Raw genomic sequence first — 26149 nt, 5'->3', positions numbered from 1 at the left:
GTTAATCTCTAGAATCCCTTATTCTATTGGAAAAGCCACTTTTCATTTACCCCGGAGCCCCTATGTTTGGAACCATTCCAGAATTCAATCAAAGCCTAGATATGTTTAAAACCATGTGGGGACAAGGTGCCGCAGGTCAGGCTGGGCAGTTTCCCTTCACGGCAGACGCCTCTAAGGCTGCCGGTGGCTTCGCTTCAGCTTTTCCTGGCTTGGATGTAGATGAGCTTGAAAAGCGTATTAAAGACCTGAAAAGCGTTGAAAACTGGCTTAATTTGAACCTCAACATCCTCAAATCGACTATTCAGGGTCTTGAAGTTCAGCATGCCACCATGATGGCGCTCAAATCCTTTGGTGATGCTGTCTCAGCAGCTAGCTCTGCAGCTAGCTCAACAAGCGCCCCAAAGGAAGAATCCAAGACTAAAACGACTAGCGCTAAGCCACGGAAAACCGCAACACGCCGTCCTCGCAAAGCTGGCGACGCAACTTTCCTCGACGAAGTAGGTAATTCAGATGAGCAATAGCCTCACCCATTGCAAATGTGAGTTGATGAATATCTAATTCACGTTTAAACAAGACCGGCACAATCTCTCTGGCATGTGCCGGTTTTTTACATGCGGCCAAAGTATCCGCCAAGCGATCATCATGATGCGCTTTGAGTTGCGCAACACGCGGCCTAATTCCAGTAAATGGTTTGCCATGTGAAGGAAGTACCAATGCATCCTCAGGCAATACTAAATATTTTTCAATAGAATCAAGATATAAGCCTAGCGGATCTGCATCTGGATCTGCATCATAGACACTTACATTGGTAGAGATGCGAGGCAACAACATGTCTCCAGAAATCAACACTCCAAGATCTTTACAAAATAGTGAAGCATGCTCAGGCGCATGCCCATAGCCCATAATGACTTGCCAGGTACGACCACCTATTGAAATCAATTCGCCATCAATAATGCGGCGATATTGACGCGGCACTCCAGGAACCATATTGCTGTAGTAATTGGAGCGCCCGCGAATTTTTTCTAAATCTTCTGAGCCCGTTAAACCATGTCTTTGAAAGTGATCTGCAGAACCGCCACTGCCAGCGCGTGAACCAACTGCAGCACCACCCTCTTTGCAACTTAACCATTGAGCAGTTAAGTAATCTGTCATGGAAATCCACATAGGGACCTTCCATTTTTCACAGAGCCATTGGGATAGACCCACATGGTCAGGATGCATATGCGTCACTATCACGCGCAAGACTGGTAAGCCTTCAAGCTGAGTAGCAAACACTTGCTCCCAAGAGTTTCTTGTCTCTTCATTAGCAATACCGCAGTCCACAATCGTCCAACCCGCAACGCCATCAATTTCATCGCGTAGCAGCCAAAGATTGATGTGATCTAAAGCAAAGGGCAGGCGCATTCTGATCCAGCGAACACCTGGCGCAACCTCTAAGCTGCTACCCACTTCCGGAAGATCGTCTCCTAAGGGATAATGAATTGCAGCTTCAGCACTTGCTTTGTTTTGAGTATTCATGGCTTAGTGTTATTGATTGATTTTTTACTTCTAGGTTTGCTTTGACAACAGTTCCATCGCCTTGCATTAATTGGTGTGACATTAATCCTGAAAATGGTTACTGTCGTGGCTGCTATCGTACCTTGACTGAAATTGCTGATTGGTCAGATCTCACGAATCCTGAGAAGCTTGAGGTTTGGACACAACTTCCAAGTCGCAAACCCCAAGCACCGCAGTAATACCAATCTTTACTTCTTTTTTATTTATTGACGTCGACAATCAAACGTCCACGTACGTTACCCGCCATTAATTCTTGCGCGTATTTGATTGACTCCTCAAGCGTGATCTCATGAGAGATTTCATCTAAGGTCTTCAGATCCACCAACTGACTCAATTGCTCATAAGCAGCAATGCGTTTTGCACGCGGCACAGTCACACTATTAATGCCGTACAAAGTAACGCCGCGCAAAATAAATGGTGCAACACTTGAAGGAAAATCCATGCCCTGAGCCAAGCCACAAGCAGCTACAGCACCATCGCTCTTGGTCTGCGCGCACGCATTAGCCAGGGTATGACTACCCACACTATCAACCACTGCAGCCCAACGCTCTTTTGCTAATGGCTTGCCAGGAGCAGATAAGGTGGCGCGATCAATTACTTCAGTTGCACCCAATTTTTTCAGGTAATCCGCTTCAGCCATACGGCCGGTACTCGCGACAACAGTAAAACCTAGCTTGCTGAGAAGTGTGATGGCAAAGCTGCCAACGCCGCCTGCAGCACCAGTGACCAAAATCTCACCATCACTTGGCTTAAGCCCATGCTTTTGTAGTGCCATGACGCAGAGCATAGCGGTATAACCTGCGGTGCCAATGGCTAATGCTTGTTTAGCAGTAAATCCCTTGGGTAGCGGAATCAACCAATCGGCCTTCACACGGGCCTGCTGTCCTAAGCCGCCCCAATGCCCTTCCCCAACTCCCCAGCCGTTAAGAAGCACCATGTCGCCAGTCTTGAAGTCGGAACTGGTGCTTTCCATCACTTCACCAGCAAAATCGATTCCCGGCACCATTGGAAAGCTACGAACCACTGGTCCTTTGCCGGTGATAGCCAGGCCATCCTTGTAATTGAGAGTGGAATACAGGACCTTTACGCGAACATCGCCCTCTGGGAGGCTGGCCTCATCCACTTGGGCTAATTCTGCGCGATACCCTTGATCATCCTTATTTACCAATATTGCTTTAAACATGTCTCTTCCTTTTAGAACGAGGTATTTCCCCACAGCAATTGCTTAATAGGTTTATCCTAACGAGCATTGCTGATTATGGAGGTTTCCATGAAAAAAATTCTACTATTAACTACGATTTCTGGCTTGGCGCTGTCTGGCTGCTATTCCACCCAAATTAATATGTCCATGGGCAATATGCGCCTGATCACCTCTAGCGCAGCACCGCAGGATGTTATGGATTTCGCCACCAAGACCTGTAAAGATGATTTCTATGAAGGCGCCAGCTTTCTATCCAAGGCAGGCAATGAATATCGCTTCAGATGCGTAAAAGCCGAAGAGAATGAAATTTTGATTCCTATTCCCGGCACAACACTGACCGCTACAGCAAAAGCTGAAGCTAAATAAGTAAAGACTAATGACCCCGTTTACCTCACAAGAGCTGCGCAAAGGTTTCGCATCATTTGCAACTGGGGTCACTGTTATCACTTGCTTGGATGAGGAAAATAATTCTCACGGCATTACGATTAGCTCCTTCAACACTGTCTCACTCGAGCCACCACTCATTCTTTGGAGTCTCAAGAAGCATTCAAGACTCATGCCTTGGGTTGAGCTTGGCAAGAAACATCTGATTCATGTGCTAGAGCGCTCTCAAGAGAATTTGGCAATGCATTTCGCTAATGTGAAGACCGATCAATTTAAGGGAATTGATCACAAGCTTGCGGCTAGCGGACTTACGCAGATTGATCATTGTGTAGCTTATTACGAATGTGAAACTGTTTGTGTTCACATAGGTGGTGATCACAACATCATTGTTGCCAAAGTGATTAACTTAAAAAATCATCCCGAGCGAGAGCCCCTCATTTTTGCGCGCAGCCAATTTGTTGGTCTCGATTTCACAGAAACTAAAGCCAGCTAATACCAAATCATCTTTGTAAGGAAATACCATGATGCGTTTATGGGGTCGAAAAAGTTCGATTAACGTTCAAAAAGTATTGTGGTGCCTTGCTGAGCTTGGACTCAAAGAAGGCAAAGACTTTGAGCGCATCGATGCTGGCCTGCAATTTGGAGTCAATAACACTCCAGAGTTTTTAAATCTCAACCCAAATGGCTTGGTACCTACACTGGAAGATGGTGAAGTGGTGCTTTGGGAATCCAATACCATCATGCGCTATTTAGCCCGTCTGCATGATCAGGCTGGGCGCTTTACAGCAGAAATTAAGACTCAGTACGAATCTGAGAAATGGATGGATTGGCAATTGGGCACGATGTGGCCAGCACTGCGCATTGCATTTCTTGGTCTCACTAGAACACCAGAGTCAGAACGTAAATACGACTCGATTCTCAAGGGATATCAAGAAACAAATCGGCTACTTGGATTGCTAGATCAAACCTTATCCAAACAAAGCTATTGCGCAGGAAATCAATTTCAGACTGGAGATATTGTTCTAGCCCTGTGTGTCAGTCGTTGGATTCTTCTAAATCAGACCTTCCCACAGCACACTGGCGAGCGTGCACCCCTTAAGAATATCGATACCTGGATGCAACGCCTAGAAAATGAAACTTGCTTTAACGATATTGTTGAAAAAGAACTCAATATCGTTAAATAGTTTTTCTGTCTTTCATTTTTTACTGCTGCTTAAATTTCTTGGCGTGGTGATCAGCGCCAATAAATAAGTACATTGCTGGCACTACAAAGAGTGTAAACAGTGTACCAATTGATAGGCCAGTGAAAATCACAATGCCCATGGATTTGCGTCCTGCGGCACCCGCCCCAGAAGCAATCACCAGAGGCAATACGCCTAAAACCATTGCTGCAGTTGTCATCAAAATCGGGCGCAAACGGACGCTACTTGCTTCAACGATAGCATCAAGCTTACTGCGGCCCGCCTCCTGAAGCTCATTCGCAAACTCCACGATCAAAATACCGTGCTTACTAATTAAGCCCATGAGTGTGACCAGGCCAACTTGGGTATAAACGTTTAAGGTCGTGAATCCCAGATTAATAAAGATCAAGGCACCAAATAAGGCTAGCGGCACAGAAACCAAAATCACAATCGGATCCCGGAAACTTTCAAATTGTGCTGCGAGCACCAAGAACACAATCAGAATCGCAAAGAACATGGTGACTAAGAAGCCGCCCGATTCAGCCATAAATTGGCGTGATGGCCCTGCATAGTCCATGGTGTAACCATTAGGGGCAACCTCTTTCAGAGTCTGACGCATAAACTCCAATAAATCCGCTTGCGAAATAAATGGTGTGCTTACACCCGAGATCGTTGCTGAATTCAATTGCTGGAAGTGATTAATAGACTGCGGCACCACTCTTTGTTTAATCGTTGCGATAGTGCGCGCTTGAACCATCGCGCCACTTGGCGTACGGATGTAGTAATCCAATATTTGATCTGGATTGAGACGATCTACTTGCTTCACTTGTGGAATCACACGATAAGAGCGTCCAGCCACTGAGAAGTAATTCACATATCCACCGCCTAAAGCAGCAGATAAGGCTGAACCGACCTGTTGCTGAGTCATGCCTAAGGCAGCGACTTTTTCTCGATCAATCTCTAAAACATCTTGTGGCTTATCAATCTTGAGATCAGAATCCACGAAGAAGAAATTACCACTACGGCGCGCTTTATCAAGCACTGCTTGGGAAACTTCGTTTAGCGCTGCATAAGATTCTGTTGTATTGATAACAACCTGCACAGGCAAGCCTTGTGCTCCAGGTAGGGCTGGAAACTGAAAGGCGGCAACGCGTGCACCTGCAATGGAGTTCCATTTTTGCTGCATATCTTCTTGGAACTTGGTTGCGTTACGACTGCGCTCACCCCAGTCTTTCAGCAAGATACCGCCAAAGCTCGAAGTTGGGCTCGTGATCTGGAAAGCCTGTTCGTATTCTGGTTCTGCAGCTGCAATTGCGTAGATTTGATCTGCATAAGTCTGCATTTGCGTCACAGTACTATTGGGAGGCCCTGATGCTTGCATCAAAACAATACCCTGATCTTCTGTTGGCGCTAATTCAGCACGCGCCGTTGAATACAAATAAGCTACGCCCCCCAGCAAGATGACACCCATCACGATGATGACCTGCCAAGTGCTTAGCAAATCACGCAAAGTGGTTTGATAGCTGTGATGTACCTTCTCAAAAATACGATCAATCTTTTGTACAAAAGGTGAAGCCTCTTGCTCTTCTGTAAAGATGCGAGAACACATCATGGGCGAGAGTGTTAAGGCAATTAAGCCTGAAACCGCTACTGCACTAGCCAAAGTAAAGGCAAACTCAGTAAACAGCGCACCCGTCAAACCGCCCTGAAAGCCAATCGGGATATACACCGCAATCAGCACTACCGTCATTGCCAAAATAGGTCCACCTAATTCGCGGGCAGCAATTAAAGATGCCTCTAGTGGTGACTTGCCTTCTTTCATGTGGCGGTCAACGTTTTCCACCACGATGATGGCATCGTCCACCACCAATCCAATTGCCAAGACCAGAGCGAGAAGGGTAAGCAAGTTAATCGAATAACCCAGCACTTGCATGAGGAAGAAAGTACCAATGAGCGATAAAGGCATTGCAATTACTGGAACAGCAACCGCACGAGCGCTACCCAAGAAGAGGTAGATCACCACAGTCACAATCACCAAGGCCTCTATTAAAGTAGACACCACTTCATCAATAGAGCTAGTAATAAATTTGGTAGAGTCATAAACAATCTTGCCCGTCATGCCAATGGGTAATTGCTTCTGAATATCTGGCACAACATCCCGCACACGCTGCGCTACATCTAATAGGTTAGCCTGCGGCGCAACCTTAATAGCAATAAATACTGACCTCTTACCGCTGAAGGCAACGTTCGTGTTGTAGTCCTCAGAACCCATAGTGACATTGGCCACTTGGTCTAAGTACACAATATTCACGCCATCTTTTTTAATGACTAACTTGCGAAACTCATCCAGGGTATGCAAGTCGGTGCCAGCAACCAAGTCAACCGAGACCATCTCGCCTTTGGTGCTTCCAACTGCAGACAAGTAATTGTTTGCTGACATTGCGTTATAAACATCATCTGCGCCCACACCAAGACCGGCCATCTTCTCTCGATCCAACCAGGCGCGCAAGGCAAATTTACGTCCACCAGTAATCTCTGCATTCTGAACCCCCTCAACAGAGTCCAGCTTTGGCTTTACAACTCGTAATAGATAGTCGGTAATAGCATTGTTGGCGATGTCATCGCTGTAGAAACCCATATACATCGCAGCAGTAGATTGCCCTACCTGCACTGTCAAAATAGGTTGTTGTGCCTGCGGTGGCAACTGATTTTTTACCGCACTAATTTGAGTCTGTATCTGCGTTAATGCAGCGTTTGAGTCATAGTTCAACTTCAAAGTTGCAGTAATGGTGGAGACTCCACTCACGCTGGCAGAAGATAAGTAATCAATACCTTGCGCCTGAGCTATAGATGCCTCAAGAGGCTGAGTAATAAACCCAGCAATCGTTTCAGGGTCAGCACCATAGTAAGCCGTAGTGATGGTCACAATCGCATTTTGCGTTTGCGGATATTGATTTACAGGCAAAGAACCAATTGCCTTCAGACCAAAAATCAATACGAGCGCACTCACCACCATGGAGAGCACTGGCCTACGGATGAATATGTCAGTCCAATTCATCTGCTATTTATTCCTGCGGCTTTGGATCAGGTGAATTAGCTGGCTGCACCTTGTTATTAATAATTAGTGGCGTGCCATTCTTGAGCTTGAGCTGGCCACTAGTAACCACCGTTGCGCCTTCATCAACACCCTTCAAAATGGCCACTTGATCACCACGAGTTAATCCAGTCGTTACAAATACCTGTTGTGCCTCAAGAGCTGGATTGCCTTGCTTATCTTTCTTGCCAGTAGGTTTTGCAATAAAGATGGTCGAGCCATACGGGTTATAGGTAACTGCCGTCTGGGGTAGGGTCAGGTATTTCACTTGATCGCCCAGCTTGATATTCACATTAGCAAACATGCCTGGCAGAATTTTCTTATCCGGATTAGCGAGTTGCGCCTCGACTTGAATATTACGTGTATTGGTATCGACCTTTGGACTAACAGCCGTAATCTTTCCTACAAAGCTCGCATCCTTAAATGCATCGGTAGTGACTTCAACTTCTTGCCCAACCTGAATGAGCTCGGCATTATTTTGCGGCAAGTTGAAATCCACAAAAATAGGATCCAAGGTTTGTAGTGTTAGCAACTTATCGCCAGGATTTACATACTGTCCTGGGTTAATAGAAACAATGCCCACACGACCACTAAATGGCGCTTTGAGATTTTTCTTGGCTACTAAAGCAGTTTGCTGCTCAACCTGAGCTTGTTTTGATTTGGAATCAGCGGCGCTCGTATCAAATACGTTCTTACTAATTGCCTGAATGGCCAACTGCTGTCTATCGCGCTCATTGATGACTTTTGCGAGATCAGACATTGCCTTTAAAGAGTTCAGCTGAGCTACATCAGATGCATCATTTAACTTAATGAGGAGTTCGCCCTCTTTAACGTCTTGACCTGACTTAATCGGCACAGTCTGAACCAAGCCACCAATCTCAGTACTGAGCTCAACACCCCTAAATGCACGGACATTACCTACGCTGGTTAACTTAGGCTGCCATTCTGCATTAGCAATCACCATGGTAGATACCGTTGCAGGAGGTAAGCCCATGCCCGCGATGAAATGCTTAATCATGAAAGTCTTGAATTGATTGAAAGCGAAGATCAAACCCAATAATAAAAATACGCCACAAAGCATGATGGTCATACGACGCTGCAAGGGCTCCATTGCCATGAGCTTTTCATGGGCCTTGGTACCACGCCATTTCTGACCCATGCGCGCCCAAAAGGCTTTGGTCTTTTCCCAAAGCGCAATTGCTCTCTCACGCAATTTCCATTCAATTGCTTTACGTTGCAGCCATGCCCATAAGGCAAGAACCAAAGCAACGAGCTTGTTCTTAATTTGTTCCAGAAGTTTCATTTTGATCTTTGTTCGCTATGTCTTTTGGTTTAAAAGCAGGGCCCTCACGATTCCACCAGCCACCCCCTAATGCTGCAAATAAAGCTGCCGTATCTGAGAAGCGAGTTGCTTGTGCTGCAACAGATTTCACTTTTGCTTGCTGATACTGATTTTGGTAATAGAGCACTGCTAAATAACTAGCTGTACCGAGTTTGTACTGTTGCTGCACTAAGTCCAGAGTTTCGTAGGCATAACGCTCTGCGTCCGATGCTGCTTTGAGTGCTTGCGCACCAGTCTCTAGTGCGCGTAATGCATTGGCTACTTCTTGGAATGCGTTTAAGACGGTTGCCTGATATTGAAATGCAGCTTGCTCATAGTTGGCAATGGCCCCACGACGTTGCGCCAACAGCTGACCACCCTGAAACAGTGGCTGCAAGATACCGCCACCAAGGGACCATAATGCAGAGTTCGGTCCAAATAGCCCGTTAGATGTCAGTGCGGCTGCACCAATAGATCCCGTGATATTAAATTGTGGCAATAAGTTCGCCGTTGCAACACCAACGAAAGCATTTTGAGCTTTTAACTGGGCTTCAGCCGCCCGAACATCAGGACGTTGCCGCACCAGGCTGGAAGGCACCGATAGAGGCAGCTTCTCTGGCAAATGCAAATTGGCCAAATCAAACTTTGCAATATTAGCGTTGCTCGGAATCTCTCCCACTAGCACTGCTAATTGATTGCGAGCAAATGCGAGGTTTCTTTCGTAGTTAAAGAGATCGACTTGAGAATTCGATACTAAAGTTCGCTGTGAAGTGACATCCACCCTTGAAACCGTACCAATGATTAACTGCTTCTCAGTTACTTCAGCAAGATTCGTTTGGGCTTTCAGAATTTCTTCTGTGGCTTGCATCTGTGCACGTAACGCAGCCTCTTTAACGGCGCTCGTCACTACGTTAGCCGTTAACGAAAGATAAGCACCCTCTAATTGAAACTGCGCAACCTCTGCTTGAGCGCGCGCACCTTCAACCGCTCTACGAGCCCCACCAAACACATCCAACTTATAAGTCACATTAACTGTGGCGTTGTAGAGGTTATAAGTGTCAGAGCCGTAGTTCATGCCATAGACGGCTGAGGGCTGTTTCTGTCTTATGGCATTTGCACCCACACCAATTGCTGGAAAGTACTGGCCACCAATCTGTGCATTGACATTCTCTTGGGCAGCACGCAATGCTGCATCAGCTGCACCTAAATTTGGATTTTGCTCAAGCGCTCTTTTAATCAACGCATCAAGCTCAGGAGATTTATAAAGCTCCCACCATTGCGCCTCTATATCTGCGCCTTCTACAAACTCTTGATCTGTTCCGCCTGGCACTCCAGGTGCCGTGGTGAGTTTCTTAGCTACAGGGGCTTCTGTATAAGAAGAGGTCTTGGGCGCCTCGGGTTGCTTAAAGTCTGGGCCGACCGCGCATGCAGAGAGAGCTAGCGCACAAATCAGCGGAAGCAATTTCAAACCTGAAAGACGGGGCATCGACAGAAACATAGGTTGCAACAAATATCCTCTTTTACAAGAGTTATTTGACCACAGAAATCCAATCAGGACTTCGTAAAGCCCTGATTTATCTACTGAATTTTGTCCACAACTTTAGGCGAGTGAACACTGACAATAAGGCCTGTCTTGCATTAAGGGTCTAAGCTCTTGATTTCGCAGAGCTATAAAATTTATTAAAAGTTAGTCCGTAAATCATAGCCTTTTTTCTCTTAAGATTTTCGTGGAATTCACCTCCATTACATCTTAAGGAATCAATATGTTTATTGCAAAACCCATGGCAGATGAATTTTGTCGTGGGCATGCGGGTAGATTAAGGCTCTTAAAGCAGCTGAAAGACCACTCCACCAGTAAAGCGCATCAAATCTATCGAACTAATGACGCAGATCACCCCCCGTCGTTTATAGCTACAACAGCTAACTTACTAAAAATGCCATTAATTCAATATGTATCCCTACATTCGTTGCTACCCTTATCTCATGCAGTAATACCAGAAGATTCTGAATTTTTACCCCTCTTATCCCCGCAAATATTACGAAAAAGAGGAATGATGCCATTAAGGAAGGGTGGCTACTTCTGCGGTCACTGCATCGATGAAGATTTAAACTTTTGGGGATTTAGTTATTGGCGTAGATCGCATCAAATACCAGGACTACATTGGTGCGAAAAGCATCATAAAAATTTACTTGTACATGTCCCCAGGAGTGACGTTTTCGATTTCCGTCCAGATTTCTGGCATCGTCAAAATAAGTTTACATTTGCCCCGCAAGCTGAGGAATTGAAAAAATCAAAAACAGTACACATCCTAGTTGAAGCATTGCAAACAATACTAGAAACGCCCATAAAAGAAAATTCTGGGTTGGTGCGAATATCTTTAGATAAAAAACTTAATAGATTCACGTCGCACAAATCCATATATAGGCAGGATACGATTTACTTTAGCGATCTTATATTCGCACAATATCCGAAAAGTTTTCTAAAGGAGATTGTGCCAAGGTTTCATACAAAACAACCGAATGAATATTTCGGACCCTTAGATGGCTTGGTTAGGCAAAAAAGTCTAGAGCAGTTCCAATCAACTCTTTTAGTTATGTTTTCGCTTTTTATCAGCAAATCAACTGATGAGGCATTAAGAATATTTTCAAATTTATCAACTAAAAAATTGCTAAAAGAGGTGATTTGATAGCATCGCAAATTATCCATTTACCGCCTTAATTTTTGTTACCCATAAATTTAGTAAAGTTTTCACGCAAGGTATCTGGGCTGGGCTTTGACTTACGATTAACTTTTTGTTTTATTGGAATTGGATTGCGACTTTCAATCGAATCTTGCTCTTTAATGCTATCTAATGCCCTTCTTTCTTGAAGAGTTAATGAAGCATCGATCGCCGCCTCCATTGCTTTTGTTGCCCGAGCCCGTTTAAGCCCACGCTCATACTCTTCTTTTATTGTTAGTGGAATTGCAAACGGCGGTGTTAAATCGAGACGGCCAGCCGGTCCGGTGCTACCAGATGAAATGATCAATTCGACGTCGCCTCGATCAACGGAAAATCCCAAAGATAAATAGGCTTTTTCCACATCTAATTCGGTAACTAAAAACACCCCCTTCTTTCTTACTAGCTCATAGCTTTTTACTAGAAGTTTAATTAACACTCTCTTCAGTCCCGCACAGTAGCTCCACAACTTTTCCTCATGATTGACTAAGTTAAATGAATAGCAATACTGCACCACTACTTGGTATTCCTTTAAAACCTCCAACCAATCAGCAGAACCAGAAATATCGGGAAACATCATTATTGGATTGGTTAAGAGCCGCTGTTTTTCCTCTTGCTTTCTACTCATTAATTTATGGCAAACACTGTAATTTGCATTCACCATAAACGGCAATCCTATATAACTTAGGGCCATAAGTGATTGAGCTAATAATGTATTAGCACTACTTTGCGACATAAATTGCAACTCATCAATCATTAATAAACTACACCCTGACCTATAAAGAACTTGGGGGCATAAAGCCGCAATATCTGAATTTTTTATCTTTAAACCACTTTCTGAAATTTCAGATTCCACAAGCGATAGAAGCAGTTGATTTATAGACCTTCGTTGATTCACTGTAACCCTCTTTACCCCCACCAGCGGGAATATATGACTAGGATCAGTTTTTATAATTAAGCCTTTTGTAAGAAGCCTCTCAATTGCCTTCATTAGTTGTGACTTCCCGGTTCCAGCGGGACCCGTTAGCAAAAACGGCACATAAAAATTAGTGATTGCTGGAGGGTCATACACGCGCTCTAGAAATACCTTATTGTTCGGATATTCTTTTAGAGAATGTGCGTAAGCAGCCATACCGACCGTTTGAATGATCTCGCAAACTTGCGAAGTGGGGACAAAAACACTTTCAAGGCCTTGCTGTAATTGAGCACATGCCACTGAAATTACTTGCTGCTCTAAATTTCTTAATGACACAGCTTTAATTTTGGATTTTTTCTTTATCTCCTCTAGCGATTTAAAAATTGCATACTGGTTTATCCAAGGATTCATTCCTCATCACCCCCGCCCGTCCCATGGCTTATGAAAATTGCTTCTTTATTTTCTTGAATTGCAATTTTTGTTTTTCTTTTTGCCCGGCCCTTTTTCCGTGAGCCTGCATTCCACTGTAACCCCGTCTCTTCAGAAAATTGCATCTCCATTTCGCCAATCCCAGCCAGACGATGGTGTTCGGTAGCCCTTGTAAGCTCTTTTCTTTTTTGCTCCATCATCTCCAATTCTTGAAGGCAAATTTGTCCAGCATTCTTGCCTGATCTAGTTTTCCAAGCGATCATTAGCTCAATTAAAATCCCACCTATGTCAACCCAAATATGCCGAAGATTGACTGCCATCATGTAACCACTCAATTTTTGATTTACAAAAGAGCAGTTTCGATCCAGAAATCCCAATTCAATAAGCGTCGGGGATGAATACAGTTGATTCTTAAAGTAGACCCCATCTTTTTTTAATACCACCTCGATTGGATCAAGAAAACTTCTTACAGCATCTTCATATGAAATTTGTATTAAATCATTTCTTCCGAGTGCATTAAGTCGATTAAATACCGATTTTGGGGTTGCTCTGTTAATGTCAAACATGACATCTGGGGGCAACTTAGCCAGGATCTTGGCGGTATCATTTTCTGCAATAACTCGAAGGATTTCTCGCACAGTCAACTGAAAGAGCCTTAGATCTGATTGAAAATGACTTGCTCTATCTTCATTTTTTCGTTCATACGGATTTCCAGACTCGACTGTTGGCTTGGATTGCCCCATTCCCGAAGGCGGCATTTCGTCTATGACGCTTTCGCCAATCTTAAGACTTGATTTTGCTTTTTGAGTGCTGCCTACACCTCGATCTTCTATGAGGTGAGGAGGAATCCCAATGCTTGGCCATTGATCTTCCGTAATGGTGATTCCAAATAATTGGCAAAATTTAACTTTTGAAATCGCGCAACAAAATTTTGCCATCCTGTAGGCGCTTGCTCTTTCAGCGCCCATTGAAAATCCAATTCCTAGACGAAGACTAATCATGCCATCGACATATCGGGCCACGAATAGATTCCCTAGGCTGCTTCCTTCAATACTTCCCCTAGGGACCTCTTCCACTACGTATGCATCACCTTCAACATGTTCGCCAATATTGCACACAGCCGATGAAAAGGATCCTTGATGTGGCTTATTTTTTCTGCGTGCAAGCACATTGCCCTTAAGCCTTTCTTGAACCTGGTATTTTCCGAATTCTTTGTCTATGTAATACCGAAACATTCGCATAGATGGATATGGGTGTCCCATCGGATGAAAGTACTCTTTGAGCCCATCTTTTGCATTCTTTACCTTGCAGCCAAAATTTTTGGTCAAAACTCGAACATAGATAGTCGTTAACTCAATTCCAAGCCCCACTTCTCTGGCGTAGCCTTTTAACATCCTCTCGATCATGTCAGAATCTGCGTTATAACCATGCTCTTTTCCATGGGTAATGGATGGAGCCCCTCGCTTAACGTGAGACCGCGATTCCCCCCTTAACCACGTTCCAAGGTTTTTAGTGCGGTAATGAAGAACGTCGGGGTTTTGACCAAATACTAAATAGAGATAAAACCAAAGCCGGACTCGAGACCCTTTTTGGACTGGTCGGCATTTTTTAGCATATTGGTTTATTTCATAATCTGGATCATCTTTTTCCAGCAAGTTTCGCCAGTCCGCTATTAATGGTTCAATAATTTTTAGTCTAGCCAAAATTCTTTCTTCATGCGGCGTTTCCATCCCTTTTTCGGAGTTGAGCTGCTTAAGATTTTTGCCTTCTAGATGACTTAACCAGGGGGGCATCGATCTCTGAACTTCACATCGACTAATTTTGCTCATCCGAACTCCGCTCTCAAATTCATCGCGATTCATCACGATCAAGAATGGAATTGGCATAGGAGAATTTTTATCCCCCTCTTTTTCTGTGAAATGAGACAGCTGAACATAGGCACTCGACGCACCACATTTTGAATAGCTACGAAGAAAATAATAGGTGATGTTTTTTTCTAGCATCCGATAGCCTTCACTCGCTATCAGTTGTGTTCCCATTTGAAATCCCAAGCTCATGATGAGCTCCTTGCAAATAGGTGCGCCGTCCTATCCCATATATTGAAAACTTCTCTATTTAGGGGTTCGCTCAAAATAATAGGCCAAGTCAAATCTACCTTTAGAAATCGCTTTGAAATTGCTTGATACAGTACGGCTTTAATATCGTCTATCTCAAATCCAAACTCTGCGTGAAGATATAAAACTGTTTCAATCGGTGGCACCTCCTTAATCATGGCTATTGCGAACTCACCAATAATCTCTTGCGCTTCCGCCGAACTTAACTTTGTTTCTCGGTGATGCCAAAGCCAAAGCTGTCTTAAGTTATTGTTAATGTCTACATTCAAATCCTCACCTGTAATACGCACCGTTCGAATTCCCGCTGCCGCATACATCGACTCTTCAATTACATGCCGAGCCCAGGATTTTTCATCATTTCGATTGAAAGTTTTTCCCTTGAGTGAATTTAAGTTTGAGTTTTCAAAGTTATCCTTAACTCCTTTAATAGTCCAATTGACACAGTAACAACCCTGACTATCTTTAAGATATAAAAGGAGATCTCCAATCCAAGGAAATAAAATCTCATCAACTGATCCATCTTTATTTGGCACCTTGATTAACGGGTGATGTTTGATTAGCCCCAACTTCTCTGCCACCTCCAATGTCCCGGGCAATCTTGGCAAAAGGCGATCACTCTCTTTGCCGAAATACGATAGCGGATGAGGGCTATCTATTACCGGCAACATACGTTGTTCTTGCAGCTCCCAAATTTGAGGGCTACTCATGGCCAAAAAACCAGCCGCCTGTTCAACCCGGGATAAAAAATGGACTTTTCGATCGAGTAAATTCCAATAAACCCGTGAGACCCAACTTATGGATGGAGCCTCCTCTCTAAATGCTTTTATTGCGGGTTCATACTCTTTCCCACATCTAGGTGGGCTCTGTCTACGTAATATTTCCTTTAGGCGCGCTGCGCCTGGACGGGTGCTATTTCCCATTCAATAACTCCTCTATCTATATGCCCAGGAGGGCAATTCCGCGATTAATTTAGTAAAAATTGGACGCACTTATCCAATCGCTTGACAACAGCGTTGTTTTTCGAGATAGTGGAGACAAGTCAGGTGCATTCTTGACTCGCACTACCTTTAAAAACCCAAATTCCTTTGCCGAGGTTTTTGGGTTTTGTGCTTTATGAGCCCCTTTAAAAGCCCTAAAACTTACTTTTGCCTTACATTGTTTTGGCTCCTTTTTTGAATCAATACATCACCTACGGGAAACTTAGGCTCAAACTCAAGTGGCGATGCCTCATATGGAGAGGCTCCTAGTTTTAGCCCCAACGCCACCGCAGCAAGATGAGCCTGACCACGTTTGCCCGTGCAGCGCCCGGCCAACAAAGAAAAGACAACTGAAGGCGAAAAGTGGTGCGCCCGAGCCCAATCAGATACCGATACGCCGTGCCTATCAAACCAGTCTTTTGCCTGCTTGGGTGTTAATGTTGTCATGTCTCTCATTTTTGTCAAAATTAATCACTATGTCAATATTTAAGACCTATAATCAAGACTCTCACAACTAAGAACTTATTTATGTTCGGCGAACGTTTATCAAAAGAGCGGAAGAGGCTAGGCCTGACACAAGCAGATGTGGCCAATGTACTTAACATTGGGCGCTCGGCTGTTGCTATGTATGAAACAGGCAAGGCTAATATGGATAACAAAGCCCTGGCCATTCTGGCAGACACCCTTCATTTTGATGTGAAGTTTTTAATTACAGGTCAGACGGATGTCACCACTAATGCCAAAGCAATTGATTGGGAAATGCTTATGATGATTTCTCGTGCAATTAGAGCTGGGTGCCTGTCCAAGGGAATCGAATTGCCTCCCGAAAGAGAAGAGTGGGTAGTCAAGATGCTTTATGAGCACTTTATAGATGCCAACGAGATCAGCCCATCACTTATTAACAATACCCTAACCCTTGCTATGGCTGCATAGCCCAATGCCATGACCGATCACTTAAGATTTGTTAAAAATACAATAGAAGCCGCGTTTAAGGGCATCAGTCCACAGAAACCGTTACAACCCAAGCCTAACTTTGACCTGCATTTCAAAAGGAGTATTGGCTGTTTTATCTTAGCCGCCATCTTCATATTGACTGCATTTTGGTTGCCGCTAGTAAAACAAGATGGCTCAATAGATGTAGCGCTAAAGGGGATATTAATTCTTGGTGGAATGGGGTTATTTTTGTGCGCCTGTGTGTGCATGGATAGATCGGGCATTAACCCAATTAAAGTAGTGATGGGCCCCCATAAAATACCTGCCGATAAAAAAATGGAGGGACTGCATTTGGTTCCAAAAGTTGGGGAGCCATCAAAAAAGAAATAATTTAACCCATGAATCATTTTGATGATTCTGTTGCCATCAACTTACGCTGGCTTCCAGATGAAACTCTATTTAGCATTTGCTCCAGGCACCACCATCTCTCCAAAAACTACAAACCCTCCAGCACTTGCCAGCAATTATTTGGGCACAAGCTCCAAGGATTGGCGCATGATTTTCCCTCTCGCATTGACTATTTAGCTGCTGCCGCAGATGGTGTATTGGGCGGTCCAGATGAAATTATTTATCGCCATTCCATCCTCCCCTTCTATTTACCCCTCGCTCAAGAACACATAAAAACTTCGGCGATTGCAGCAATGCGGGGTGAGGGCATAGGGTATTTAAAGTGGAATCTAGGAATACTTACTAGTCGGTTTAGAGCCAATCACCCTCTTAAAGCTTGCCCTAAATGCTTAGGCGAGGACGTGCAAAATCATCGTGTGGCGTATTGGCATAGAAGTCATCAGCTGCCAGGAGTATGGATTTGCCCAATTCACAGTGAGTGGTTACTTACTTCGAGCATCAAATCCACTGGTGTTGAGAGATTTTTCTGGTGCCTACCCAACCTAAATGAACTTGAATCACCATTTGCTTCAGTCGAGCCAAGCCAACCCCAGGTTAATGCGTCACTTTTGAAGTTAGCCCAGTCATCAATTTCTATAGCAACCCTTCCGGAGTCCTTCTTATTTGACCCAACTCGGCTACAGCAATGCTATTTGGCTCGACTAAGAGATCGGGGGCTTCTTAAAGAGTCTGGGTTACAAATCAAGCCAAAGGGGTTGGGGGTTCAATTTTCACAGTACACACAGGTGCTGCGCGTTACTCCAGAACTTAGGGCATTGCCGAACACCGTAGATGAGGCGATTACTTTTGCCAGAAAGATGATTGCGCCTCGAACGGGGACGCACCCGTTGCGCCATCTGGTTTGGATAAATTGGCTTTATGGCGGCTGGGATCAATTCATCCATGCGTATGAGAACTTCGCGGAAGACATTTCAATCAAACCCGATTTATCACCGCCAAAGATCACGGCAGATAATCCCAAGAAAACTAAGTTGATCAACCTTTTGACTAAAGAGGGACGGACTATTACTGGTGCCGCCAAGGATTTGGAAATTGATTTCGCAACGGCAGCGGCATGGGCAACCAAAGCAGGAATTAAAGTTCCCACCCGCCCAAGCAAAATGACTCCTGAGATTAGAGGCGAAATGATCAGGGCGTTAAAGAACGGGGATGATAAAAAAGTCATCACCGCAACTCACGATATTTCAATTACAACAGTTAACAAATTACTAAGCACTGAAATTGGCCTTTCGGAAGCATGGCATCAGGCGCGATTTAGAAATGCTCAAGAAAGTCATCGTGAAGCTTGGCAAGTCGTCATTAGAAATAACCCAAATCTTGGAGTGAAGGCAGTGAGAGTTCTAGAGCCGGCCACATTCATGTGGCTGTATCGACACAACCGTGAATGGCTTATAGAGGAATCGGCTAAATTAAGTAAAGCTCCCCGCCAAAATCATTCAAATGTTGATTGGGATGCTCGGGACGAAACCCTGGCGCAGCAAGTTAAAGAAACAGCGCTCCAATTATTTGAAGAGAATCCATGCAAAAGAATATTGCTCTGGATGATTTATCAACGATTGCCTGACTTGAAGGCTAAGCTAGCCAAATTAGAGCGATTACCACTTACCAAGTCTGCGATCACATCGGCGCTTACATATAAGCAAAGCTAGTTCGTTACCCATCGACAGCTTTCAGATTAATTGCGGCCATTCAAATCAAGTAATTTTTTAGAGATTTGACCGGCAGAGATCGGCCAATAGCAGTCTTGGGCACCAAAACCGTGCGTTCCCAGAGGTTATAAAAATTGCTAATAAAAGTACATTATTATTTTTGTATATTAGTAATGTTTTCAGCAAAAAAGACTTCATTTCGTGCGGTATAGTCCGGATAGATTTATAAAAACACCTTGTAATCTATAGTCGTACACATCAAAAAAACCCGCCGTGGCGGGTTTTTTTGAATTCAGTAGCTACTTTCAATACAACCACTTTAAATAAAGATTAACAAAAATGTTTCACAAAGCCCTGAAATTAACTTTGGCTGGATGTGTTGCCCTTCTTATGTCGCTAGCCCAAGCGCAATCAGATGGATCCCCAATTCCAAAAGTCTCTGATCAATGGCGTTTTGAGGTAACCCCATATTTATGGTCACCTGGAATTAGCTCAACATTATTTTTTAATGACAAATATTTGAATACAGCAGTTTTGTCATCTAGCAATGTTCTTGGCGATCTTAAAGCTGGTGGAATGATTGCTGCAGAGGCTCACTATGGTAATTGGGGGATCATGGGGGATTTAGTCTCCGCTACATTGCAACAGAATCAAACTATCAGTACTACGGCACCAACAGCTCAAGGAGCGGTTCCAGCAAGGTTTGCCACTAGCGCAACTTTGCAGCAGACCATTCTTACTGGCGCTGCAACATATACCGTTATAAATAATAAAGATGCCTACTTTGACGGATTGGTTGGCGTAAGAAGTATTGCGATTACTGCCACCCTTGGTTTGGTTTTGGATGGAACTTCATTACATGCCAGTGACTCGAAATCAACCTCAACTGTAGACCCAATTGTTGGGCTCAAAGGCAGATATCGCTTGGCTGACTCTACTTGGTATATCCCGTTATATGCCGATATAGGTGGGGGTGGCGGCACAACCAATATGACATGGCAAGGAATGATTGGTGTAGGCAAGACTTTTGATAAGTGGATAGACGTCTCCTTAGCCTATCGCGCCCTGTACTACGACATGAATAGTAATGGCCTTCTGCAAAAAACAACTATGAAGGGTCCGCAAGCTGCCATTACCTTTAAATTTTGATTCTGAATCACTGATCCCATGAAAACATTCAAACGTATTCTTGTCGTTATCACAGCGACTACATTGTCTAGCCTAGTAGCTGCTCAAAGCAGTAGCGCTCCTGATGGGGGTGTGGATAAGGTCGGCATTGCTAAAAAACTAGCCAACCCGATTGCCAATATGATTTCGGTACCGCTGCAATACGAATTTAGTCGTGGTGTCGGTAAAAATCAGGCGGGTTCAGAGCAGACCTCGCTCTTTCAGCCGGTAACCCCATTTGATCTTGGTGGCGGAGATACTTTTATTGTTCGCCCGATTGTTGCCGGTGTAAGAGAGGTCAGTGTTCAGGCTGCGAATGGACAATCATTTTCGGGTTATGGCATTGCTAGTGTTACGGTGGAATCGTTCTATGCACCTAACACCAATTCATCTTGGATCTGGGGGGTGGGTCCCTATGCTGTATCTCCCTCGGGCAATAGCGGCAAGTTTGGCTCACAACAAACTGGTGCTGGTGTGACGGGTGTAGTTCTCAATCGTCATGGTCCCTGGACTTATGGATTGCTAGGTTATCAGTCTTGGAGTGTAGGTGGCAATCCAAGCTTTGGCACGCAAAACAATTTATATGGCCAACCGTTTGTCGCTTTCACCAACAAGGACGCATTTACTTATACCGTGAATATGGAGGCGCAATATAACTACGACACGCATCGTACTTCCAACCCCTTATATGTCGGCGTATCGAAATTAATGGTATTTGATGGCGTGCCTTTGCAGTTTGCCGCTGGCCCTATGTATTACATTAGTAATACTCCAGGTGGTCCGTCAGGATGGGGTGCTCGTGCCACAGCAACTTTAGTCATTTTGAAATAAACAAAAGCGTTAGAAGGCTGACACCAGACTTTATATAAGGATTCATATGAAACAAATCATCACTCATAAAATTATTGCTACATCACTCTCGCTAAGCTTAGTATTTGCCCCCTTTTTGAGTGAGGCATGTACTGCTGTGAATATCACTGCAAAAGATGGCTCTGTTGTTGCGGGTAGAACAATGGAGTGGGCTTTTGATATGAAGTGGCAATTAACCGTCAATCCCAAAGGTACAGCTATCGCCTTAACTGCGCCTAGTTCAATGAAATTACCTGCAAGCAGTTTGTCGAGTAAATATGGATTTGCAGGTATCTCACCAGCCATCCTACCAGGACCACCTGCCTACTTAGAGGGTCAAAATGAAGCTGGTCTTGCGATTAGTGGAAACTTCTTGCCAGGCTTTACTGAATACCAGACAGTCAGCCCGCAAGACAAAAACTACGTTTCGATTCTCAATTTAGGCGGCTTTATTTTGGGGATGTTTGCTACAGTCAAAGAGCTGCGTAATGAATTACCTAAATATAAAGTTTGGTTTGATCCAAGTGAGGTGAAGGGTTTACCAACCCCACCATGGTTGCATTTTGTTTTAACTGATCGAAGTGGTGAGAGTATCGTGATTGAGTTTGTAAAAGGACAAATGGTTATCCACAATAATCTTGCAGGCGTCTTAACCAATGCTCCAACCTATGATTGGCACCTGAATAACGTACGCAACTATTTGTCACTCACAGCAACTGCTACCCCCTCTGTAACTGTTGGCAAAGTTAATGTAACTGAGTTAGGACAGGGCGGTGGTTTGATTGGCTTACCAGCGGATTACACGCCACCATCGCGTTTTGTCAGAGCTGCTTATCTCAGACAGCTTGCCTATCAGCCTAGCAATAGCATTGATGCTGTTGCGTTAACGGGTCATATTTTAGATAATGTGGACATTCCTATGGGAGTTGCAAGATCTATTGATGGCAAGCAGGTAGTCTCTGATTACACGCAGTGGATCAATCTGAAGGATTTAAAAAACAACAAGATGAAGATTGCTAATTATGCAAGTCGTACCAACTTTATCGAGATTGATTTGAACCAAATGTTTAAATCTGGAAAAACGAAAAGCTGGTTAGTGGATAAATTACCTTACCCACAAAACGATTTGACAGCAGAACTCTTAAAATAAATTAGTAGATAAACCGCCTTTGGGTGGTTTATTTTTTAGTGCATCAAACTAGGTTTATTTGTTCATTAAAATTTCAAAACCTTAATACCTCGGCCATTTATGCGTATCCTCAAAATTATTTTCTCTGCAGTTTTTCTTTCGCTAGCAGCCCCGGTCTTTGCCGATAATGCAGTGATTTATTTCAATGGTGATATCTTGACGATGGAGAGTGATAAGCCACAGTATGTTGAAGCAGTCGTAGTGAAGGGCAAGAAGATCGCTTATGTCGGTAATCTGCGAGACGCTTTAAATGGAGCCGGCGCTAATCCAGTAATGCAGGATTTAAAAGGTCAAACTTTATTGCCAGGGTTTATAGATGCCTGGGGCCACTTTACTCTGATTGCTCAGAACACTCTCGCTGTCAATTTGGGGTACTTTTCAAAAAATCCACCGAAAACTACTAAGCAGTTAATAGACCGCTTGAAAGCAGAAGCAAGACCATTTAACGGTTGGATTATTGGCGCAGAGTATGCAGACGCTTTTCTTGCCGACGGCCCTTTAACCATTGCTCAGTTAGATGCAGCATTTCCTAATCAACCAGTATTTGTTAATAATATTTCTACCCTGACCGGGATTGTGAATACTGCGGGGCTAAAGAAGCTAGGATTTACCAAAGCCACTAAAGTGACACAAGGCATTCTGCCCGTTGATCCAAAGACAGGAAAACTTACTGGTGAGTTAATTGGCGATCCTAATTTCGAGGCAACAGCGAAGGTATTCGGTAAGTACTCTCAAGATTTAATGATGGAAACTTATCGCAAAGCCCAACAGATCTATGTCTCAAATGGATACACTACTGCGCAAAGTTATGAAACTACGATTCAAGATATTAGTAATATGCGCCAAGCAGTTGATCGTAATGTGATCAGCTTAGATCTGATTGCGCTGCCCACCTATGATGTGGTTGATCAATTACTTGAAACTAATAAAAATTATCCTTTTGGAGTCTATACCAAGGGTGATGGCGGCTTTAAGGTTGCTGGAATATTGGTCTCTACAGATGGTGCACCACAATTACGTTTGGCCTATTTCACCAAGCCTTATAACGACACCACAGGATTTCCAAAAGAATGGCGCGGGATGGCTGTTGCTTCTCAGGATTTGGTTTATAAGTACGCAAAGCTAGCTTACGAAAAAAATATCCAGTACTTTGGTTATTCCAATGGGGATGCTGGTATAGATATGGCGCTTTCTGGAATTACCAAGGCAATAAAAGAAACGGGAATTTCTGAAGATCGCAGATCAGTAATCTCACATTCATTCTTTGTTCGTGATGATCAGCTTGACCAATACAAGGCGAATAAAATCCTGCCCCAATTTATGCCTAACCACATTTGGATGTATGGCGATGTGTATAGACAGATTTTAGGGGACGAGAGGGCTAGCAATATGGTTCCGCTCAATTTGGCCAAAGCAAAAGATATGCAATTTGGACTGCATAATGACACGCCATCATCAGGGCCAAGTGCATTATTTACGATTTGGACTGCGGTTAATCGCAAGACCTATGGAGGGAGCACCTTAGGACCTGCTCAACGCATAGATCCATATACCGCTCTGCGTGGTTTTACTGCTGTGCCTGCATATCAGTACAAAGAAGAAGCATCAAAGGGCACTATTACAGCTGGAAAACTTGCGGACATGGTGATTCTTGATCGCAATCCAATGAAAGTAGACCCAATGGAAATTAAGGATATTCAGATTGTGAAGACCATTAAGAATGGTAAGGATTTATTTATTGGTCCACAGTTAGATAAATTTATTTTTTAAGTTAACTAACTTTAGGGCAATTGATTGCTTTGTGATCAGCAACAGTCTATCGCAGCCCTGACGCTGTACCGTTGGTTTAACGGACTCTAAATAATTCAGGTCGCACAAACGTAATTCTGAAATTAAGCTAACAAGTATCGCTTTTCGAGACACTTGTTATGAATAATTTATCGCTATTATTTTCCACTACTACTCTTGATCAAGAATCCATCAAACTCCTTGACGGTCTTCTGACTCTCTATAAGAGACCTAATAGCCACCAATGGCAATGCCGTTTTAAGTTATCAACTGGAGCTTGGCATTCCGCCAGTACAGGCTCTGACCAGTTAGCCGAAGCCACTACCCAAGCCATTGCCGTCTATGAAACAGTCAAGGTCAAGCTAGCCAGTGATCTAGCCATTAAGACCCGTACCTTTCGTCAACTAGCCACGCAAGAGTTGGCTGCAGCTGCCCGAGTAGTCCAAGCCAATCCTAATAAACGCACACATGCGGACTATATTCATATCTATACCAAGTACCTGATCCCATTCTTTGGCGATTGTCAGATCAATGACATAACCCAAGAGCTAGTAGATGACTACGTGGCGTGGCGCATATCTCGGATGGGTAAGAATCCCAAGACTTATACCCAAAGGCGTCATGCGGGGCTTTATAAGCGAGTAATTGAACGAGCCAGGGATCAGGGTTTAATCCATCGAAATCGCACCATTCCCTTATTGGAGGTCGCTGCCGATAGGGCAGAAATTAGGCCTGCATTTAATCAACTAGAGATCAAGCATCTACTGGAATACATGCAAGATTGGGAGCGTTTTGGCCGTAATCAACGCAGTAACCATATGCGTAGACTTTGCCGCGTCTATGTGGAGTTCTTGCTGGGAACGGGCATAAGACAAGGAACTGAAAGTATGCCCATTCGCTGGAAAGCCTTGCAATGGCATTGGATAGGTGAGCAGCGTTACTTAAGAATTTGGGTATCAGGCAAAACGGGCCCTAGATACTGAATCGCTACCAATATCTTAGACACTTCCCAACCTCGCTTGGTACTGCTCTTCAAATCTTACCGGAGAAAGTCCATTGTTGTAACTATGGCGTCTAACCGGGTTGTAAAACATTTCGATGTAATCAAAAATATCTTCTCTTGCTTTTGCTCTGCTGGCATAGGTTTTACGTTTAATCCGCTCCCGCTTGAGTAGTTGGAAAAAGCTCTCCACTACGGCATTGTCATGGCAGTTTCCGCGCCGACTCATGCTTTGTTTGAGGTTATGTTCTTTTAAGAACGCTTGCCACTCGTAACTAGAAAATTGACTGCCTTGATCCGAGTGGATCATCACTGTCTGCTTGGGTTTTCGTTTCCATAAAGCCATCAGCAAGGCGCTGACCACCAACTCCTTATCCATTTGACCTTGCATCGACCAGCCTACAATCTGGCGGGAGAATAAATCCAAGACCACCGCCAAGTACAGCCAACCCTCATGCGTGCGGATATAAGTAATGTCCGTTACCCAGGTCTCATTAGGTTCTAAAACATCAAACTGCTGACCCAAGTGATTGGGGGCTGCCACATGAGGCTTACCAGTATGGTGCCGTGGTTTACGCTTGTAGCCTGTTTGGGAACGCAGGCCCTGTGCCTTCATCAATCGATACACCCGTTGCTCTCCACAAGCAATCCCCAGATCTTGCAGGTCATCATGGATCTTGCGATAACCATAGATGGTGCCGCTTGCCAGCCACGCTTGCTTAATTTGACCTACGATCATCTGGTTCTCATACGCTCGAGACGAGAGCGGCTCTTTAAGCCAAGCGTAATAGCCACTGTGGTGGACTCGCAAAACCTTGCACATCGTGCGGATGGCATGCTCATGCTGGTGCTTTTTGATGAAGGCGTACTTTAACCGGACTCCTTGGCAAAGTACGCGGCGGCCTTTTTTAGGATGTCGCGCTCTTCGGTAACCCGCCGCAGCTCCGCCTCCAGTCTTTTAAGCTTAGCTAATTGATCATCTTGAACTAAGCGCTGCTCGGCTGGAATACCATATTTATTAATCCAGGCATACAGACTATGGGGTGAGGTGCCCAGCCTAGCAGCCACATCTCGAACCCCAAATCCTCGCTCAACGACTTGCTTGACTGCCTCTAACTTGAACTCTTCAGTAAACCGTCTTCTTGTACTCATTACACACCTCCTAATAGACTAAATATTAGGCTAGAAAGTGTCTATAGAAGTGGTAGCGATTCA

General features: G+C 44.2%; 24 protein-coding genes. 14 read left to right on the top strand and 10 right to left on the bottom strand.

Annotation, left to right across the window (positions count from 1 at the left end):
- Nucleotides 1–62: 62 nt before the first annotated feature.
- Nucleotides 63–521 (top strand): PhaM family polyhydroxyalkanoate granule multifunctional regulatory protein, encoded by a 459-nt coding sequence (locus ICN34_RS00120; RefSeq protein ID WP_072582636.1) that lies wholly within the window; start codon nucleotides 63–65, stop codon nucleotides 519–521.
- On the opposite strand, the gene ICN34_RS00115 is transcribed toward ICN34_RS00120, so the two are convergent.
- On the bottom strand, nucleotides 433–1518 hold the full coding sequence (locus ICN34_RS00115; RefSeq protein ID WP_072582635.1) for an MBL fold metallo-hydrolase: 1086 nt from the start codon (nucleotides 1516–1518) through the stop codon (nucleotides 433–435). The genes ICN34_RS00120 and ICN34_RS00115 overlap by 89 nt on opposite strands.
- 41 nt (nucleotides 1519–1559) lie before the next feature.
- On the opposite strand from ICN34_RS00115, the gene ICN34_RS00110 reads away from it, so the two are divergent.
- A complete protein-coding gene (locus tag ICN34_RS00110; protein WP_072582634.1) occupies nucleotides 1560–1736 on the top strand; it encodes a DUF1289 domain-containing protein in 177 nt (58 codons plus the stop codon).
- A 20-nt stretch (nucleotides 1737–1756) separates the two neighbouring features.
- On the opposite strand, the gene ICN34_RS00105 is transcribed toward ICN34_RS00110, so the two are convergent.
- Nucleotides 1757–2740: an MDR family oxidoreductase gene (locus tag ICN34_RS00105; protein ID WP_072582633.1), complete on the bottom strand. Its 984-nt coding sequence runs from the start codon at nucleotides 2738–2740 to the stop codon at nucleotides 1757–1759.
- Nucleotides 2741–2827: 87 nt separating this feature from the next.
- On the opposite strand from ICN34_RS00105, the gene ICN34_RS00100 reads away from it, so the two are divergent.
- Genes ICN34_RS00100 through ICN34_RS00090 form a run of 3 tightly spaced genes read left to right on the top strand, consistent with a single transcriptional unit; the run spans nucleotide 2828 to nucleotide 4326 of the window.
- Entirely contained in the window at nucleotides 2828–3124 is a 297-nt protein-coding gene (locus tag ICN34_RS00100) for a hypothetical protein (protein ID WP_072582632.1), read from the top strand.
- 10 nt (nucleotides 3125–3134) lie between these two features.
- A complete protein-coding gene (locus ICN34_RS00095) occupies nucleotides 3135–3635 on the top strand; it encodes a flavin reductase family protein (protein ID WP_072582631.1) in 501 nt (166 codons plus the stop codon).
- Between the two features lie 28 nt (nucleotides 3636–3663).
- Nucleotides 3664–4326: a glutathione S-transferase family protein gene (locus ICN34_RS00090; protein ID WP_255538538.1), complete on the top strand. Its 663-nt coding sequence runs from the start codon at nucleotides 3664–3666 to the stop codon at nucleotides 4324–4326.
- Between the two features lie 19 nt (nucleotides 4327–4345).
- Here the strand turns inward: ICN34_RS00090 and ICN34_RS00085 are convergent, their stop codons facing one another.
- The 3 genes from ICN34_RS00085 to ICN34_RS00075 form a co-directional block, all read right to left on the bottom strand.
- Nucleotides 4346–7381, bottom strand: coding sequence for an efflux RND transporter permease subunit (locus ICN34_RS00085; RefSeq protein WP_216120119.1), 3036 nt, complete (start codon nucleotides 7379–7381; stop codon nucleotides 4346–4348).
- A gap of 7 nt (nucleotides 7382–7388) precedes the next feature.
- Nucleotides 7389–8528, bottom strand: coding sequence for an efflux RND transporter periplasmic adaptor subunit (locus ICN34_RS00080; RefSeq protein WP_216120592.1), 1140 nt, complete (start codon nucleotides 8526–8528; stop codon nucleotides 7389–7391).
- Nucleotides 8529–8697: 169 nt separating this feature from the next.
- Nucleotides 8698–10248, bottom strand: a complete 1551-nt coding sequence (locus tag ICN34_RS00075; RefSeq protein WP_255538537.1) for an efflux transporter outer membrane subunit — start codon at nucleotides 10246–10248, stop codon at nucleotides 8698–8700.
- A gap of 253 nt (nucleotides 10249–10501) precedes the next feature.
- Here ICN34_RS00075 and ICN34_RS00070 point away from each other — a divergent pair, with 253 nt between their 5' ends.
- Nucleotides 10502–11425 (top strand): TniQ family protein, encoded by a 924-nt coding sequence (locus ICN34_RS00070; RefSeq protein ID WP_216120117.1) that lies wholly within the window; start codon nucleotides 10502–10504, stop codon nucleotides 11423–11425.
- 28 nt (nucleotides 11426–11453) lie between these two features.
- On the opposite strand, the gene ICN34_RS00065 is transcribed toward ICN34_RS00070, so the two are convergent.
- The 4 genes from ICN34_RS00065 to ICN34_RS00050 form a co-directional block, all read right to left on the bottom strand.
- The gene (locus tag ICN34_RS00065; protein WP_216120114.1) at nucleotides 11454–12782 is read right to left on the bottom strand and encodes an AAA family ATPase; all 1329 of its coding nucleotides are present in this window, start codon (nucleotides 12780–12782) and stop codon (nucleotides 11454–11456) included.
- Nucleotides 12779–14857: a hypothetical protein gene (locus ICN34_RS00060; protein ID WP_216120112.1), complete on the bottom strand. Its 2079-nt coding sequence runs from the start codon at nucleotides 14855–14857 to the stop codon at nucleotides 12779–12781. Before ICN34_RS00060 ends, ICN34_RS00065 begins: the two co-directional genes overlap by 4 nt.
- Nucleotides 14854–15621, bottom strand: coding sequence for a hypothetical protein (locus ICN34_RS00055; protein WP_216120110.1), 768 nt, complete (start codon nucleotides 15619–15621; stop codon nucleotides 14854–14856). Before ICN34_RS00055 ends, ICN34_RS00060 begins: the two co-directional genes overlap by 4 nt.
- Before the next feature lie 432 nt (nucleotides 15622–16053).
- Entirely contained in the window at nucleotides 16054–16338 is a 285-nt protein-coding gene (locus ICN34_RS00050; RefSeq protein WP_216120108.1) for a DNA-binding protein, read from the bottom strand.
- Between the two features lie 81 nt (nucleotides 16339–16419).
- Here ICN34_RS00050 and ICN34_RS00045 point away from each other — a divergent pair, with 81 nt between their 5' ends.
- The 8 genes from ICN34_RS00045 (at nucleotide 16420) to ICN34_RS00010 (ending at nucleotide 24917) form a co-directional block, all read left to right on the top strand.
- On the top strand, nucleotides 16420–16824 hold the full coding sequence (locus ICN34_RS00045; RefSeq protein ID WP_216120105.1) for a helix-turn-helix domain-containing protein: 405 nt from the start codon (nucleotides 16420–16422) through the stop codon (nucleotides 16822–16824).
- A 9-nt stretch (nucleotides 16825–16833) separates the two neighbouring features.
- Entirely contained in the window at nucleotides 16834–17214 is a 381-nt protein-coding gene (locus ICN34_RS00040) for a hypothetical protein (protein WP_216120104.1), read from the top strand.
- Between the two features lie 8 nt (nucleotides 17215–17222).
- The gene (locus ICN34_RS00035) at nucleotides 17223–18941 is read left to right on the top strand and encodes a TnsD family Tn7-like transposition protein (RefSeq protein ID WP_216120101.1); all 1719 of its coding nucleotides are present in this window, start codon (nucleotides 17223–17225) and stop codon (nucleotides 18939–18941) included.
- A 339-nt stretch (nucleotides 18942–19280) separates the two neighbouring features.
- Nucleotides 19281–20090: a hypothetical protein gene (locus ICN34_RS00030; RefSeq protein WP_216120098.1), complete on the top strand. Its 810-nt coding sequence runs from the start codon at nucleotides 19281–19283 to the stop codon at nucleotides 20088–20090.
- 18 nt (nucleotides 20091–20108) lie between these two features.
- Entirely contained in the window at nucleotides 20109–20939 is an 831-nt protein-coding gene (locus ICN34_RS00025) for a hypothetical protein (RefSeq protein WP_216120095.1), read from the top strand.
- 46 nt (nucleotides 20940–20985) lie between these two features.
- Nucleotides 20986–22107 (top strand): choloylglycine hydrolase family protein, encoded by a 1122-nt coding sequence (locus tag ICN34_RS00020; RefSeq protein ID WP_216120093.1) that lies wholly within the window; start codon nucleotides 20986–20988, stop codon nucleotides 22105–22107.
- A gap of 99 nt (nucleotides 22108–22206) precedes the next feature.
- A complete protein-coding gene (locus ICN34_RS00015) occupies nucleotides 22207–23916 on the top strand; it encodes an amidohydrolase (RefSeq protein ID WP_216120091.1) in 1710 nt (569 codons plus the stop codon).
- Nucleotides 23917–24074: 158 nt separating this feature from the next.
- Nucleotides 24075–24917: a hypothetical protein gene (locus tag ICN34_RS00010; protein WP_216120090.1), complete on the top strand. Its 843-nt coding sequence runs from the start codon at nucleotides 24075–24077 to the stop codon at nucleotides 24915–24917.
- Nucleotides 24918–24932: 15 nt separating this feature from the next.
- On the opposite strand, the gene ICN34_RS00005 is transcribed toward ICN34_RS00010, so the two are convergent.
- Nucleotides 24933–26086 (bottom strand): IS3 family transposase gene (locus tag ICN34_RS00005; RefSeq protein WP_143742197.1). Its coding sequence is split into 2 segments (ribosomal slippage): nucleotides 24933–25846 and nucleotides 25846–26086, totalling 1155 coding nucleotides; the frame shifts between segments, so codons are not numbered across the junction.
- Nucleotides 26087–26149: the final 63 nt, after the last annotated feature.

Origin of the sequence: Polynucleobacter sp. Tro8-14-1, from assembly GCF_018881655.1 — a bacterium.
In the GTDB taxonomy this organism is placed as follows: Bacteria; Pseudomonadota; Gammaproteobacteria; order Burkholderiales; family Burkholderiaceae; genus Polynucleobacter.
This window is presented reverse-complemented; position numbering and strand designations above follow the sequence as displayed.